Raw genomic sequence first — 13,257 nt, 5'->3', positions numbered from 1 at the left:
GTCAGTACCTAATCCCTACAATGTAAGCACTGATTCATTTTTTGCTAAACATCTTTGTTTAGTGGTCGTGAGCTTCACCTGCACCTTTCGGGTAACGGATGTTCTCAACCATCTCTTGTACATCTTCTGGAACTTCAGCTGTTACTTTGTTTACTGCAATCGATACCACGAAGTTTAGACACATACCTAGCGTACCGATGCCTTCTGGGCTGATACCAAACCACCAGTTTTCAGGTGTGCTTGCTGCTGGGTTAATGAACTTGAAGTAGATGATGTAGCTTGCTGTGAAGGCAATACCTGACAACATACCTGCAATTGCGCCTTCCTTGTTCATCTTCTTGTAGAAGATACCTAGGATGATCGCTGGGAAGAAGGATGCTGCAGCTAAGCCGAAGGCAAACGCTACTACCTGTGCTACGAAGCCTGGTGGGTTAATCCCCAAGTAACCTGCGCCTACAATCGCGACCATAGCTGCCAAACGAGCGGCTAACAGCTCCTGCTTGTCGGTCATGTTTGGTCTGAAGCCTTTCTTCAACAAGTCATGTGAAATCGACGTTGAGATTACCAATAGTAGACCTGCGGCTGTTGATAGTGCGGCTGCTAGGCCACCGGCTGCAAGTAGTGCCACAACCCAGTTTGGTAGTTTCGCCAGCTCTGGAGAAGCCAGTACGATGATGTCACGGTTGATCTTCATCTCGTTGCGCTCATCGCCCGAGTAGAACATTTTGCCATCGCCGTTCTTATCTTCCCAACCTACTAGGCCAGTGCTTTCCCAGTTTTTGTACCAGCTTGGTGCGTCTGCTGCTGCGACACCTTGCATGTCAGGGCCGTTGATTGTTTCGATCATGTTTACACGAGCGAATGCTGCAACGCCTGGTGCTGTTGTGTATAGCAATGAGATGAACAGTAGAGCCCAACCCGCTGAGATACGAGCATCACGTACTTTTGGTACCGTGAAGAAACGAATGATTACGTGTGGAAGACCCGCAGTACCTACCATTAGAGCCGCACAGATGAAGAATACATCCACCATGCTCTTGTTACCTTCGGTATAGGCGGTAAATCCGAGTTCTTCGGTAAGTCCATCCAGTTTATCAAGTAAGTAAACATCTGTGCCTGATAGCGTAGAGCCCATACCAATTTGTGGAAGTGGGTTACCTGTCATCATGATTGATGTAAAGATTGCTGGAACAAGGAAGGCGAAAATGAGGACACAGAATTGAGCTACCTGCGTATAAGTGATGCCTTTCATGCCACCAAGTACTGCGTAGAAGAACACAATACCCATACCAATGATGATACCTAGGTTAATGTCGACTTCTAGGAAACGAGAGAATACAACGCCTACACCACGCATCTGACCTGCAACGTACGTGAATGATACGAAGATTGCACAGAATACCGCTACCATACGGGCTGTTTTCGAGTAGTAACGCTCACCGATGAAATCAGGAACCGTAAACTGACCGAACTTACGTAGGTAAGGTGCTAAACATAGCGCAAGTAGTACGTAACCACCTGTCCAACCCATTAGGTAAACCGCACCGTCGTAACCAACGAATGAGATGATACCTGCCATTGAGATGAATGATGCTGCCGACATCCAGTCAGCTGCAGTCGCCATGCCGTTTGCTACTGGGTGTACACCACCGCCAGCAACGTAGAACTCACTCGTAGACCCTGCACGAGCCCAGATTGCGATGCCGATATATACCGCGAAAGTAATACCGACGAGAATAAACGTCCAAGTTTGAATATCCATGTTCTAGCCTCTAGTCTTCCTGTACGTTGTATTTTTTGTCGAGCGCATTCATGCGAACAACGTAAATAAATATCAGCGCCACGAAGGTGTATATCGAACCTTGCTGAGCGAACCAAAATCCTAGCTTGAACCCGCCAAACTGAACGGTATTGAGGGCATCCACAAATAAGATGCCAGCGCCGTAAGACACTGCAAACCAGACCGCGAGCAGTGTTCCCATAATTCCCAAGTTTTCCTTCCAGTAGGCTTGAGCATGTTCCGTAGATTCGAACGCCATTGCCTTCTCCTTTATTCCGTTTTCGTAGAAACCGTTTTGTGAAACCGTTTTTGTAAAATAGCGTGTTAACGTAATGTTACGATTTAGAATGTAGCAAGGATGAGTCAAGGGATCTGTGCAACTTTAGTCGGGATGGTATTGGCGCTAATGTACTGAAATATGGGAGTTAGGAGACAGAACCATAGAAAAATGTGATGTTACAAGGTTGTTAAATTAGCCAAAGGTCTAACAAAAGTGGATGAATTAGAGTGCGAGTCATAAAATTTAACAACTAAATGACCGAGAAACGGTATTTAGTCCTGCGTATGACACGAAGGGAAACATAAGTTTGTTATAGTAACTAAAGCACTTTCATCGACCGTGCCATGCTTAGCGGCAGAAGATCAACATGCCTATATCTTGAGTTTTATTCTTTGGGGGAACGAATTGGACGCAATAACTATCAACCACTTATTTTTAACTGGTGCGGTGCTCATCACCATCAGTGTGCTTTTCTCACAAGTGTCCTCACGATTGGGCGTTCCGATTCTTTTGATCTTTTTGTTCGTTGGTATGTTGGCGGGTGAAGATGGTCCGGGTGGTATTAATTTTGATGACTACTCACTGACTTATTTGGTGAGTAACCTCGCGCTTGCCGTGATCTTGCTTGATGGCGGTATGCGAACCAAGGTCGCAAGCTTCAAGGTCGCGTTTTGGCCGTCGCTCTCATTAGCGACAATAGGCGTAGCCTGTACCGCGACTCTAACCGGTTTAATGGCGGCTTGGCTGTTTGACCTGTCACTGATGCAGGGCATTTTGGTCGGCGCAATTGTCGGTTCAACCGATGCGGCAGCGGTATTCTCTTTGCTAAAAGGGCAGAGCCTGAACGAACGTGTTGGTTCAACCCTAGAGATCGAATCGGGTACCAATGACCCAATGGCGGTCTTCCTGACGGTGACTTTAATTGCGTTACTTGGTACCCCAGATGCCGAAATGGGGATGAACTTTCTACTGAAAAGCTTTGCGATGCAGTTTGGTATCGGTACGCTTATCGGCCTTGGTGGCGGTTGGGTTCTGTGGAGCTTAATCAATCGAGTGCAGTTGGCTGATGGCCTGTATTCGATTCTGGTGCTCAGTGGCGGTGTAGCTCTGTTTGCCTTCTCTAACATGCTTGGCGGCAGCGGTATCTTATCGATTTACTTAGTGGGCTTGTTCATTGGTAATCGTCCGACACGCTCTCGACACTCGATTCTTAATGTCCTTGATGGCATGACGTGGTTAAGCCAAATCGTGATGTTCTTGGTATTGGGTTTACTGGTGACGCCATCGACGCTGATGGACATTGCTCTGCCTGCGTTAGCACTGGCCTTCGGTATGATTTTGTTTGCTCGTCCGCTGTCGGTTTGGTTGGGTTTGCTGCCGTTCAGAAGCTTTACCACCAAGGAACGTTGGTTTGTTTCTTGGGTCGGTTTACGTGGTGCGGTGCCGATCATTCTGGCCGTGTTCCCGATGATGGCTGGCCTGCCTAACGCTCAGCTGTACTTCAATATCGCGTTCTTCGTGGTTATGGTGTCGCTGATTGTTCAAGGCGGTAGCTTGATGAAAGTCGCGAGATTGGCTCAAGTGACGCTACCTCCAACGCCGACACCGATTTCTCGTACAGGCATTGAAATCTACCCTGCCAGTGAGTGGGAGATGTTTGTCTACAAGCTGAAAGAAGAGAAATGGTGTGTGGGCGAACCTCTGAAGCGCTTGTCTATGCCGGAAGGAACGCGCATTACTGCACTGTTTAGAAAGGATGCCTTGCTTCACCCATCGGGCAGTACCGTGCTAGAGGCGAACGATATTCTCTGTGTGCTTGGCCAAGATAAAGACCTAGATAGCCTAAGTGAGCTATTCAGCGAGGCACCTTTGGCTGAAGACGCAGCTCGATTCTTTGGTGATTTCTTCCTTGAGGTTAGGTTATCGATTGCTGCGGTGAGTGATTGCTATGGCATTGAGCTTGGCTCGGAAGAAGAGCGAGAAATGACGCTAAAACAATTGGCTGAGCGAGAGCTTGGTGCCCACCCTGTATTAGGCGATAGTTTTGTGTGGCATGACATTACTTGGGTGGTTGCAGAGATAGATGATCATAAAGTCGTCAGGTTGGGTTTATGTTTACCAAAGACGACTTTAGAAGAGGATATAAGCGAAGCTTAGTTGTGGACTTCTTGTAGCAAGATAACCGCCTGAGTTCGGTTTTTCACATCCAGTTTACGGAAGATGGCTGTCATATGTGCCTTGATGGTCGCTTCCGAAACATTCAATTCATAGGCGATTTGCTTGTTCAGCAGGCCGTCTGAAAGCATCCCTAATACCTTGTATTGCTGAGGCGTCAGTGTGGAAAGCTTTTCTGCAAGGTCGCTACAGGCTGCATTGTTGGTGATAAGCCCTTCAGGGAAGAACGGGTCGCCATTCAGCACTTGATTCAGTGCACTCACCAATTCACGCATATCACTCGACTTAGGAATGAAGCCAAAGGCACCGTGGCTCTTCACTTGAGTGACAACGCTGGCATCCTCGCTGGCTGAGATCACCACAATCGGTAGATCTGGGTATTCAGCACGCAGTTGAATTAAGCCCGACATGCCGTTTGCTCCCGGCATTTTAAGGTCGAGAAGCAACAGGTCGGGTTCATCTTCTTTTTTTAGTAGAGTCAGTAAGGCATCGAGAGAATCAGCCTCAAGCAGGTTCGCACCGCTGATAGCCATATGAACTGACTGAAACAGGGCGTTGCGAAAGAGAGGGTGGTCATCAGCAATGATGATGGTATAGGTCGAGTCCATGACGTTCATACTTTTAACAATTTAGTTAATATTTATTATCATCCTGATTGAGTATGTGGACAATATCTATGCATTAAAAGTCTGAACCATATCGACTTTTATCCCCGGAATAAGAAAGCGTTACTCTGAATAGCAAAAAAGCCGCACTGCCATCTCGTTACGGAGGGGCGGTGCGGCTTTTGATTCGGCTTATATTTTAGTGAATATTGCCGTTATAGCTGGTGGCTTTGCATGTGTTTTAAGAATACATCGGCAGGCATAAAACCGGTTACACGAGCATTTGGAACATGGTTACCCTCGCCATCCCAGAACTCAATCGTCGGTAAACCAAGTACCTGTAATTGTTTAAGCAGTTCAATGTCTTGAGGCATGTTTCTTGTTACGTCAGCCTGCAGTAGTACGAAATCAGAAAGCTTGTTCTCAACATCAGCTTGATGGAAGGTGTACTTCTCAAACTCTTTACACGCCACACACCAATCGGCGTAGAAATCGAGCATCACAGGTTTACCCAGTTTCTTCGCTTCGATGAGTTGGATTTCTAGCTCTTCAACCGTGTTGATGCGGGCAAATTGGATCTGTTGTTCTACCGTCACGCTCTTTTCTGCAAACCAGTAATTGAGTGCAGGTTGAGCTGATGCGAACAGGCCAAGCATCGCGATGATACCCACAGCGCTTTGCTTCCAGCCACCAAATGGCAGTGCATTCTTGCTGTGGTAAAGCCAGCCAAAGGCGATGAAGCCAAGGCCAGACCAAAGCACGGTTGCCCACAATTCAGGAATGATGCGTTCTAGCAGGAAGATAGGCGCGGCAAGCAAGATAAAGCCGAATACGATCTTCACTTTGTCCATCCAGCTGCCCGCTTTAGGCAATAGCTTATTACCAAATACCGCAACTAAAATCAGCGGAATACCCATACCTATCGCTAATGCATACAGAGCAATTGCGCCAGTAAACAGGTCGCCACTCTGAGCCACATACAGCAGCGCACCTGACAGCGGAGCTGTGGTACATGGTGAACACACCAAGCCAGAGATGGCGCCCATCGCGAACACGCCCAAGGTATTACCACCTTGCTGCTTATTGCTTTGATTGTTGAGCCAAGTTTGGATGCTGCTCGGCAGTTGCAGGTTATAAACGCCAAACATCGACATTGCTAACGCCACGAACAGGACGCTTAGCGCGATCAGCACGTAGGGGTGTTGCATAGCGGCTTGGAACTGCATGCCTGCTGAAGCAACCACTAAACCTAATAAGGTGTAGGTTAACGCCATACCTTGCACGTAAATAAAGGACAGCATTAGCGCGCGACCTTGGCTGAGCTTGCCGCCACCTAAAACGATACCCGTTAGAATCGGATACATAGGCAGCACACACGGTGTAAAGGCTAAACCAACACCGAGTGCTAAGAATAATAGAGGGGTCCACCAACTGTCACCGAGCTTATCCGCTAAGCCTACTTCTTTTGAAACAGGAGCATTTGGTTGTTGAGTCGTGTTACTTACAACGTCGGCTTTCGGAGAAGTTGGTTGCGTAGAAACATCGGTCTCGTTGCTAGCCGAAGATGAAGCTTGTGAGTCACGACCTTGCGAATTAGCAGAACCTGTTGCTGTGAACGGTTCAATGTCGATGACACGAATCTCTGGTGGGTAGCAGAAACCTGCGTCCGCACAGCCTTGATACTTAACGATCAGCTGTGAGCCATCTTGGTAACTCTGCAGAGGAACTTGCACGAATAACGGCTGAGTATAAATGCTCACTTCACCGAAGAATTCATCTTGGTGTGGCTTACCATCTTCTAATTCAACATTACCGATAGCGAGATTTTGCCCGGTGAACGAGAGGCTATGTTGATAGAGGTAGTAGCCCTCTTTTACTTGCCAGTCGAGAAGGACTTTGTCGTCTTGCTGGTAGTAATTGAAAGGGAAAGCTTGGTCTACAGGGACAAAACCATTGTTATTGCCTCCGAAGCTTGGCTCGGCGTTGTCGTTTCCAAATAGCGCCCACGCAGGTTGGGTGAATAGGGAAACACAAACAAAAAGTAATGTGGCAAGTCGTCGCATACTATTTAGTCATCAAAATGGAGTTGAAGGTATCTTAACTCAATCAGACCGTAATAGTTTGTGATTAGTTTCATCGACCAGCAAATATCCGCTAGGGCGGGTGAGCCACTTTCTTAGGCAGTCGAGAGAGGGTTAGCTGCGCAACTGCAGTGAACAGCCCTTGCCAATAAGACATTTAGGCAACACCTAAGCGTGCTCTTACTACTTGTTCACAAGCATCAATGTTCATCGTGTCTTTCGGAATAATGAGCACGGTGTCATTGCCGCCAACCGTACCGATAATCTCGGTATGTGGGTCGATATCGACTAATCTTGCGACCAACTGTGCGCAACCAGGGTTTGTTTTTACAATCACCATCGCTTGGTTGTGAGTAATTAATTCGATTTGTGATGAGATTGAGGCATCGACACGCACAGGCGCGCTTTCAACCGTGATGCAGTAAACCTTTTTGCCACAGGCATTCTGAATTTTGACAACGCCAAGCTGTGACAAAATGCGAGAGACGGTCGATTGGCTAATGCCTGTATAGCCAATATCGACGAGTTTCTCGCGCAGTTGGTTCTGGGTCGAGAAGCTTTGCTGTTGTAGTAAGCGTTTGCACGCGGCAGTCAGTGTTTTATCTTCAGCTGAATACAAGCAACCGTGCTCAGTGATTGGGTTCATGAACAACTCCTTAAGGTCAACGTGTTGATATCGCTTGTCCATAGCGCAGAACGCACTCCCAAAGCCGTAGAGTACGATTGTTAATTAGGGCTTACCGATGAACTCCGAAATAAGAGGGAGGGTATGCGAGATGTATGATCATCTATGCATTGAGTCTACCACTAAAGGATAGTTATCTTTTTGAAGGCGATCACCAAACAAAATTCTGGTTAATTGCTTTTATTGTGGAGTTTTATTCTTTGGTTAAGTGGATATTTATTCCGCGTTGGAAATAAATATCCATGAATTATTAAGGGTTTTTATTGCGGAGGTAATAGCGCTAAGGGTTAGCGAATTTCACTCATGATCTCGCGAGAGAATACTTTTTCACAGTAGTGACATTTTAGCTGTACGTTTTCGTGTTTTAGCTGCACTTTAAAGCTACTTTCGACAGGTTCACCGTGCGAAATACAGTTGCTATTTGGGCAAGCGAACACACTGTTGATTTGTTCTGGCAGCACAAGTGTTAGCTTGTTGACCACTTTGTACTCTTCAATCTGATTCACAGTCGCTTGTGGAGCGTACAGAGCCAATTGGTTGGCTTGTTCCTTGGTCAGAAAGATGTTCTCAATCTTGATTAGGTCTTTGTTGCCGAGCGCTGATGATGGCAGGTTTAACCCCATCGTGATGCGTTGTTCTGTTTTATGCAGCTTGAACAGTTTGAGAATTTTAATCCCAAGATGAGCAGGGATGTGGTCAATCACGCTGCCGTTACGGATCGCTTCTACTTGTAGCTGAGTTTGTTTAACCATGACTGTATCTCCTGCTTATAAAGTGTCGTTTAGAACTAGGGCTAATAAAGCTTCACGTGCATACACGCCGTTTTCAGCTTGTTCGAAGTAGTAAGCGTGTGGCGTTTTATCGACGTCAGTTGTGATTTCGTCGACACGTGGCAGTGGGTGAAGCACCTTCATGTTTTGGCGAGCGTCTTTCAGCGTATCGGCCGTCAGAATGTAAGCCGATTTCATGTGCGCGTATTCTGACGCATCAAAGCGCTCTTTCTGTACGCGAGTCATGTACAGAACATCCAGTTCAGGCACCACTTCTTCAATGCTGCTGTGGGTGCTGTATTGGATGCCCATCTCTTCCAGTTCTTCACAAATGTAATCTGGCATGGCTAACACTTCTGGCGCGATAAAGAAGAAACGCACGTTATTGAATTTTGATAGTGCTTGCGTCAATGAGTGCACGGTGCGGCCATATTTTAGGTCGCCAACAAATGCCACATTGAGGTTGTCGAGCGTGCCTTGCGTTTCATAAATTGAGAATAGGTCCAACAAGGTCTGTGTTGGGTGCTGATTGGCACCGTCGCCACCATTCACAATTGGCACACCGTTAGAGAACTCAGAAGCTAAACGTGCTGCGCCTTCTTGTGGGTGACGCATCACAAAGGCGTCAACGTAAGAAGAGATAACTTGCACCGAATCGGCAAGTGTTTCGCCTTTTTTCGCCAGCGATGTGTTACCGCCATTATCAAAACCGATGACCGTGCCACCTAGGCGTTGAACTGCGGTTTCAAATGAAAGGCGAGTTCGAGTTGAAGGCTCAAAGAAGCAGCTCGCCACCACCTTATTTTTCAGCAGCTCTGGATTTGGTTCTGCTTTGAGTCTTGCGGCAGTATCGACGATAAGCTCCAGTTCATCACGAGATAGCTCTGGAATGGAGATGATGTGCTTGTTAAATAACGAATGCGCCATAACGGGTCTTCCTTTTTCTATGCATACAGTCAAATTGCGGACAAAAAAAAGCCCCCTAAAAATAGGAGGCTTCGAAACGATCAATAGAGCAAAATAAAAATGACACCACCGCCACTCTTTGGCGTGTAGTTTGACAATTATGTGCGACAGAATTGCGGTTCATTTTTTGCTCTCTTTAGACAAATTGCGGAGGATTATACTCAGATAAAAAGGCCATGCAATACTTTCTGTAAAGTATTCATTTAATGGATTTTTATGCGAAATTGCGTCCGTTTTTAGCTTTCATTTAAGCCTTTGTCGGAACTGCGAATCTCAGGTTTTTTCAGGTAATAATCCTTTCTAGTACATGAAAAAAAATGCGGGTTTTATCCAAGGTCAAAATCCCAAGAACGCCACCCGCATTTCCCTGTTATTGCACTTAACTTGTCAACGTCTTGCGAACAAGTGAGTGCTTAACTTATTAACTTATTAGCTGCCTAGTGTCGCAACCATTACTGCTTTGATGGTGTGCATGCGGTTTTCAGCTTCGTCGAACACGATAGAGTATTCAGACTCAACCACTTCATCTGTCACTTCAACGCCGTCTTTTAGTTGTGGATATTCAGCAGCAAGTTGTTTGCCTACGGTGGTATCTTCGCCGTGGAAAGCCGGTAGGCAGTGCATGAATTTCACATGTGGGTTGCCAGTCGCTTTGATCATGTCCATGTTGACTTGGTAAGGCATCATTAGGTTGATGCGCTCAGCCCACGCTTCTTTCGCTTCGCCCATCGATACCCAAACGTCGGTGTATAGGAAGTCACAACCTTGCACGCCTTCTTGAACATCTTCAGTCAGTGTTATTTTGCCGCCAGTGTGTTCTGCGATTTCACGACATTGAGCCAATAGCTCTTCTTGTGGCCAGAATTGTTTTGGAGCAACAAGGCGAATGTCCATGCCCATTTTCGCCGCGCCAACCATCAGAGAATTACCCATGTTGTTGCGAGCATCACCTAGGTAAGCAAAGCTGATTTCATGCAGTTGTTTACCACGACCGTATTCCGTCATAGTTAGGAAGTCAGCAAGGATCTGTGTTGGGTGGAATTCGTCAGTCAGACCATTCCATACCGGTACACCTGCGTAAGCGCCTAGCTCTTCAACGATTTCTTGACCGAAGCCGCGATATTCAATGCCATCGTACATACGGCCGAGAACGCGAGCGGTATCTTTCATTGATTCTTTGTGGCCAATTTGAGAGCCAGATGGGCCTAAGTAAGACACGCGAGCGCCTTGGTCGAATGCGGCAACTTCAAATGCGCAGCGAGTACGGGTTGAGGTTTTCTCAAAGATAAGCGCAATGTTTTTGCCAGTCAGTGTTGGCTGTTCGTAACCGTTGTACTTCGCTTTTTTTAGCTCCATAGAAAGATCTAACAAGTGTTGAATTTCGCGTGGAGTGAAATCTAGTAGTTTTAGGAAGTTACGATTGCGTAGGTTAAAAGCCATGATGTATTCCTTCTTAGATTTAGGCGCGTTCTTGTTACAGGGAAAGAAAATTCAAGAAAGCGCGATTCAATTTTTGTGTATTAATTTCAGTTCAAACGGTGATTCAGTTTTCTCGCAAGGCTTAAAAAGCTCGCGAGTGGATTAATCTTTGGTGATATTGGTGCCCGCCAGGCCTTGCAGGATTTGCAAACCATCTTCGAGCGCACCGATACCGACGACCTTGCCGCCTTGTTGGATGAATTCGCATGACGCTTCAATTTTTGGCCCCATTGAGCCTGCATCAAATTCGAATTGCGCCAGTTCACTTGGTGTGGTGCTGCGCAGTGCGTGTTGAGTCGGTTTGCCCCAATCAAGGTAAACAGCGTCCGCGTCGGTCAAAATAAGCAGCGCATCCGCATCCAGTTGTTTCGCTAAGAAAGCCGCTGACATGTCTTTGTCGATAACTGCTTCAACACCGACTAATTTACCGTTCTCTTTTTTCACTGGGATGCCACCGCCGCCGGTACAAATTACGAGGTGGCCTGCATCGATAAGTTGGGTGATCGCTTCGTGCTCAACAATGCCAGTAGGGCGTGGGCTTGGCACAACGCGACGGAAGTGTTGGCCGTCTGGTTTGACGATCCAGTGGAATTTCTCCGCTAATTCACGCGCTTCCGCTTCTTCGTAGATCGGGCCAATCGGCTTAGTTGGATCGGCGAATGCAGGATCGTTTGGATCAACTGTCATTTGCGTCAACATGCACGAGATGTTGCGGTTAGGCAGATAGTTCTTGAACTCTTGCATCAGCATGTAGCCGATCATGCCTTGAGTCTCACTGCCCAACACATCTAGCGGATATGGATTTACTTTTTTGTATTCCAAACCTTGCAGAGCCAGTAAACCAACTTGTGGGCCATTACCATGTACTAGAACCACGTTGTACACTTTCGCGATTTCAGAGATGGTTTTAACCGCTGTTTCAATATTACGGCGTTGAACATCGGCTTCTAACGGCTCACCGCGACGAAGTAGGGCGTTACCGCCGAGTGCAACAACAACAGTTTGCTTAGTCATAATTGTGTTCTCTCATTTTGGCCAAGCTGAGATTATTTAAGATCGTTCAACTTGGCCGTTTCGTCTTAGTGATTAGATACCATCACGCTCAATTGGGCAGCTCATGCAGCGTGCGCCACCGCGACCGCGGCCAAGTTCGTCTCCTGGAATCGGAAGAACCGTGATGCCTGCTTTGTCGTATTTTTCATTGGTGTAGGTGTTGCCTTCGTAACCAATCACAACGCCAGGTTTAACCGTTAGAACGTTGTTTGCATCGTTCCACTGCTCACGTTCTGCATGGAAGTTGTCACCACCGGTCGTGATTAGGTTTAGCTTGTCTACGCCAAGTGCTTTTTCGATAGCCGTTACGAAGTAGCCTTCTTCTTTCACTTTCACTGCGCCAGACTCATCGCCAGTTAGGTTCCAGCACTGTACGTCTTTACTCACCACTTCAGGGTAAACAGAGAACGTATCTTCGTTCATGTGCGTCATCACGGTGTCTAAGTGCATGCAAGAGCGGTGTTTTGGTAGCTGCATTGCGATAACTTGTTTCGCTTGACCGTGTTTGAATAGGCTAGATGCTAAGTGCTCAACACCTTGTGCTGTTGTACGCTCAGACATACCGATAAGAACCGTGCCGCGACCGATTACAAGAACGTCACCGCCTTCAATGGTTGAGTTGTCGTAGCTGATGTTTTCTTCATCGCCGAAGTACTTAATGAAGTCTTGGCCAGCAAATGTTGGGTGCCAGCGGTAAATAGCGCGAACGTGGTTGGTTTCACGTTGACGAGCAGGTTTCGCCATCGGGTTGATGGATACGCCACCGTATACCCAGCAAGATGTGTCACGAGTAAATAGGTGGTTTGGTAGCGGTTCGATAATGAAGTCGGTTGGTGCGTGCATGCCTTGCATCATTGAAGATGATTTCATTGGCATCTCAGCGTAAGACAGACCACCCGTTAGGATTTTTGCTAGTTCTAGGTTTGGTAAGTCGCCCAAGTAGCAGCGCACATCGTTAGCAAAAGTTTTTCCTAAGCGGTAATCAGAAACTTGATGATTCAAAAGCCAATCTTTCGCTTCTGGCACTGCTAGCGTGTCTGCTAGTAGGTCAGTAAGAAGAAGAACTTCAACACCTTGATCACGCAGCGTTTGAGTAAATGCGTCATGCTCTTTACCTGCACGCTCAACAGCCAGTACGTCATCAAACAGTAAATCGTGACAGTTAGAGGGTGTTAGGTGAGTCAGTGCGCGTCTTGGACGGTGAACTAGAACGCGGCGTAATTGACCTATTTCAGAACCTACATAGAACTTACTCATGATCGTCTCTCTCTTATATATTTGAATTACTTTTATCGCTAAGAGTAATTATTTATTTTCAGTTGAGAAGAATGAATTATTTTATTCATATCTCTTGTCTGGAATTAATATTACGCCTGCTAGTCA

At 46.7% G+C, this 13,257-nt stretch carries 11 protein-coding genes; 1 reads left to right on the top strand and 10 read right to left on the bottom strand.

Annotated elements, in window-relative coordinates:
• Positions 1-58: 58 nt before the first annotated feature.
• Positions 59-1,762, bottom strand: a complete 1,704-nt coding sequence (locus AC3CH3_RS14390; RefSeq protein WP_488537375.1) for a sodium:solute symporter family protein — start codon at positions 1,760-1,762, stop codon at positions 59-61.
• Between the two features lie 10 nt (positions 1,763-1,772).
• The gene (locus tag AC3CH3_RS14385; RefSeq protein WP_010435433.1) at positions 1,773-2,039 is read right to left on the bottom strand and encodes a DUF4212 domain-containing protein; all 267 of its coding nucleotides are present in this window, start codon (positions 2,037-2,039) and stop codon (positions 1,773-1,775) included.
• A 426-nt stretch (positions 2,040-2,465) separates the two neighbouring features.
• Between AC3CH3_RS14385 and AC3CH3_RS14380 the strand changes: the two genes are divergently transcribed.
• Complete coding sequence (locus AC3CH3_RS14380; protein WP_488537374.1) at positions 2,466-4,217, top strand: potassium/proton antiporter; 1,752 nt, start codon at positions 2,466-2,468, stop codon at positions 4,215-4,217.
• Here AC3CH3_RS14380 and AC3CH3_RS14375 read toward each other — a convergent pair.
• The 8 genes from AC3CH3_RS14375 to arcA all read right to left on the bottom strand — a co-directional run bounded on the left by AC3CH3_RS14375 (position 4,214) and on the right by arcA (position 13,131).
• A complete protein-coding gene (locus AC3CH3_RS14375) occupies positions 4,214-4,843 on the bottom strand; it encodes a response regulator transcription factor (protein WP_012604978.1) in 630 nt (209 codons plus the stop codon). The genes AC3CH3_RS14380 and AC3CH3_RS14375 overlap by 4 nt on opposite strands.
• Before the next feature lie 212 nt (positions 4,844-5,055).
• Positions 5,056-6,903: a protein-disulfide reductase DsbD gene (locus AC3CH3_RS14370; protein ID WP_488537373.1), complete on the bottom strand. Its 1,848-nt coding sequence runs from the start codon at positions 6,901-6,903 to the stop codon at positions 5,056-5,058.
• A gap of 175 nt (positions 6,904-7,078) precedes the next feature.
• Entirely contained in the window at positions 7,079-7,567 is a 489-nt protein-coding gene (locus AC3CH3_RS14365; RefSeq protein ID WP_285953288.1) for an arginine repressor, read from the bottom strand.
• 326 nt (positions 7,568-7,893) lie between these two features.
• The gene (pyrI, locus tag AC3CH3_RS14360; protein WP_004729721.1) at positions 7,894-8,358 is read right to left on the bottom strand and encodes an aspartate carbamoyltransferase regulatory subunit; all 465 of its coding nucleotides are present in this window, start codon (positions 8,356-8,358) and stop codon (positions 7,894-7,896) included.
• 15 nt (positions 8,359-8,373) lie between these two features.
• A complete protein-coding gene (gene pyrB, locus AC3CH3_RS14355; protein WP_004729720.1) occupies positions 8,374-9,303 on the bottom strand; it encodes an aspartate carbamoyltransferase in 930 nt (309 codons plus the stop codon).
• A gap of 468 nt (positions 9,304-9,771) precedes the next feature.
• Positions 9,772-10,782: an ornithine carbamoyltransferase gene (locus AC3CH3_RS14350; protein WP_004729719.1), complete on the bottom strand. Its 1,011-nt coding sequence runs from the start codon at positions 10,780-10,782 to the stop codon at positions 9,772-9,774.
• Between the two features lie 141 nt (positions 10,783-10,923).
• Positions 10,924-11,835: a carbamate kinase gene (arcC, locus tag AC3CH3_RS14345; protein WP_019821541.1), complete on the bottom strand. Its 912-nt coding sequence runs from the start codon at positions 11,833-11,835 to the stop codon at positions 10,924-10,926.
• A 72-nt stretch (positions 11,836-11,907) separates the two neighbouring features.
• Positions 11,908-13,131, bottom strand: coding sequence for an arginine deiminase (gene arcA / locus AC3CH3_RS14340; RefSeq protein WP_017062724.1), 1,224 nt, complete (start codon positions 13,129-13,131; stop codon positions 11,908-11,910).
• Positions 13,132-13,257 lie beyond the last annotated feature (126 nt).

The organism is Vibrio sp. QJM3NY_35, from assembly GCF_057785915.1.
This window is presented reverse-complemented; position numbering and strand designations above follow the sequence as displayed.